This is a genomic window from Pseudomonas sp. Sample_10 (genome assembly GCF_004321495.1).
Lineage (GTDB): Bacteria > Pseudomonadota > Gammaproteobacteria > Pseudomonadales > Pseudomonadaceae > Aquipseudomonas.
Map to the genome: position 1 here is coordinate 1 of NZ_RCOE01000160.1, position 2,432 is coordinate 2,432.

The 2,432-nt window shown below is 62.3% G+C and carries 3 protein-coding genes; 2 read left to right on the forward strand and 1 reads right to left on the reverse strand.

Translation table 11 applies throughout. The features are described from left to right. Together D8U18_RS16120 and D8U18_RS16125 are read left to right on the forward strand one after the other, a co-directional pair. A partial coding sequence (locus tag D8U18_RS16120) for an alanine racemase (protein ID WP_131107991.1) occupies positions 1 to 964 on the forward strand: 964 nt, incomplete at its 5' end. 142 nt (positions 965 to 1,106) lie between these two features. Further along, positions 1,107 to 2,039 (forward strand): sugar kinase, encoded by a 933-nt coding sequence (locus D8U18_RS16125; RefSeq protein ID WP_131107992.1) that lies wholly within the window; start codon positions 1,107 to 1,109, stop codon positions 2,037 to 2,039. A 139-nt stretch (positions 2,040 to 2,178) separates the two neighbouring features. Here D8U18_RS16125 and D8U18_RS16130 read toward each other — a convergent pair whose 3' ends face one another. Further along, positions 2,179 to 2,430 (reverse strand): peptidylprolyl isomerase, encoded by a 252-nt coding sequence (locus D8U18_RS16130; protein ID WP_241664333.1) that lies wholly within the window; start codon positions 2,428 to 2,430, stop codon positions 2,179 to 2,181. Between the last annotated feature and the right edge of the window lie 2 nt (positions 2,431 to 2,432).

Genomic DNA, 2,432 nt, shown 5'->3' on the forward strand with positions numbered 1-2,432 from the left:
GCAAACCCGCGCGGCCTACGCCCATGGCGTGCATCGGGTGCTGATGGCCAACCAACTGGTCGGTACGCCGAACATGGCGCTGATCGCCGATCTGCTGGCTGACCCTGCGTTCGACTTCTATTGCATGGTCGACCACCCGGACAACGTCGCTGACCTCGGCGCCTATTTCGCCTCGCGCGGCGTTCGGTTGAACGTGATGATCGAGTACGGTGTGGTCGGTGGACGTTGTGGTTGCCGCAGCGAGCAGCAAGTGCTGGATCTGGCCAAGGCCATCGCTGCGCAACCGGCACTGGCCTTGACCGGGATCGAAGGTTACGAAGGCGTGATCCACGGTGATCACGCGGTCAGAGGGATTCGAGCGTTTGCCGGCTCGCTGGTTCGCCTGGCGGTGCAGCTGCAGGACAGCGGCGCGTTTGCCATCGCCAAGCCGATCATCACCGCGTCCGGCTCGGCCTGGTATGACTTGATTGCCGAAGAGTTCGAGGCGCAGAACGCCGCAGGGCGTTTCCTGAGCGTCTTGCGCCCGGGCAGTTATGTCGCCCACGACCATGGCATCTACAAAGAAGCGCAATGCTGCGTCCTCGACCGTCGCAGTGATTTGCACGAAGGCCTGCGCCCGGCGCTGGAAGTCTGGGCGCACGTGCAGTCCTTGCCGGAGCCGGGCTTCGCGGTGATTGCCCTGGGTAAGCGCGATGTGGCCTACGACGCCGGTTTGCCGGTGCCGCTGCTGCGTTACAAGGCTGGCGTGGTGCCGGCCAAGGGCGACGATGTCGGTGCCTGCAAGGTGACGGCGGTGATGGACCAGCACGCGTTCATGACCGTGGCGCCGGGGGTAGAACTACGCGTGGGTGACATTATTTCGTTCGGCACTTCGCACCCGTGCCTGACGTTCGACAAGTGGCGCATGGGGTGTCTGGTGGATGAGCAGTTGAGCGTTATCGAGACCATGGAAACCTGTTTCTAACCACACCTGCTCGTTCCCACGCTCTGCGTGGGAACGCCGCCAGGGACGCTCCGCGTCCTGCTTGCGAATGTGACGCAGAGCGTCACGGGATGCATTCCCACGCAGAGCGTGGGTACGATCGTTTGAGAGAGCCTCCACCCTAATGAACACCATCAACACCCTCGGCCCCAACACCCCGCGCATCGCCCTGATCGGCGAATGCATGATCGAGCTGCAACAGCGCGCCGACGGCAGCCTGCAACAAAGCTTCGGCGGCGATACCTTGAACACCGCGGTCTACCTGGCCCGTGAGCTCGGCAATGCTGGTAGCGTCGACTATGTCACCGCGCTGGGCGACGACAGTTTCAGCGATGCCATGTGCCAGAGCTGGGCCGAAGAAAACATCGGCCTGGACATGGTTCAGCGTTTAACCGGGCGTTTGCCGGGTTTGTACTGCATTCAGACCGATGCCGCCGGCGAGCGTCGTTTCCTCTATTGGCGCAATGAAGCCGCGGTGCGCGATTGCTTCACCACCCCGGCCGCCGCGCCGATCCTGGCGGCGTTGCCGGATTACGATGTGCTTTATTTTAGCGGCATCACGCTCGCGGTCCTTGGCGTACAAGGTCGGGGAAAACTGTTGGAAACCTTGATCGAAGCCCGTCAGCGTGATGCGCGAATCGTCTTCGACAACAACTATCGGCCACGGCTGTGGGCTTCGCTGGAGGATGCGCGGGCGGCCTACCGCAGCGTTTTGCCGTATGTCGATCTGGCGTTGCTGACCGTCGATGACGAACAGGCGCTGTTCCATTTTGCCAATAGCGAGGCGGTGTTCGCCGCGTACGAGCAGATCGGCACGCCGGAAGTGGTGCTCAAGCGAGGTGCCGAAGCGTGCCTGATTCGCTGTGTTGGTGAGTCATTTGAAGTGCCGGCGCAGAAGGTCGAGCGGGTGGTGGATACCACGGCGGCAGGGGATTCGTTCAGTGCGGCGTATCTGGCCTCGCGGCTCAGGGGCGGGAGCCCGGTGGAGGCTGCCGAGGCGGGGCATCGGTTGGCGAGCCAGGTGATTCAGGTGCCTGGGGCGCTGATTCCAGGATAACAGTGGCATGGCCGATGGCTGCGCCATCGGATCGCTGGCAAGCCAGCTCCCACAGGTTTTTTGGTGTGGCTGACATCTCTGGCCACCCACAAATCACTGGGAGCTGGCTTGCCAGCGATGCTGCCAGAAAGCCAGCCGCTCAATCCCGGTAAAACACCTGCACCAGGTGATACCCGAACTTGCTCTTGATCGGCCCATGCACCACCCGCAACGGTTTCTTGAAGATCACCGCATCAATCGCCCCAACCATCTGCCCCGGCCGCACTTCACCCAGGTCGCCGCCACGTTTGCCGGACGGGCAGGTGGAATATTTCTTGGCCAACACATCAAAGGCCTCGCCCTTGGCGATGCGTTGTTTGAGCTGCTCGGCTTCTTCCGAGGTTTTCACCAGAA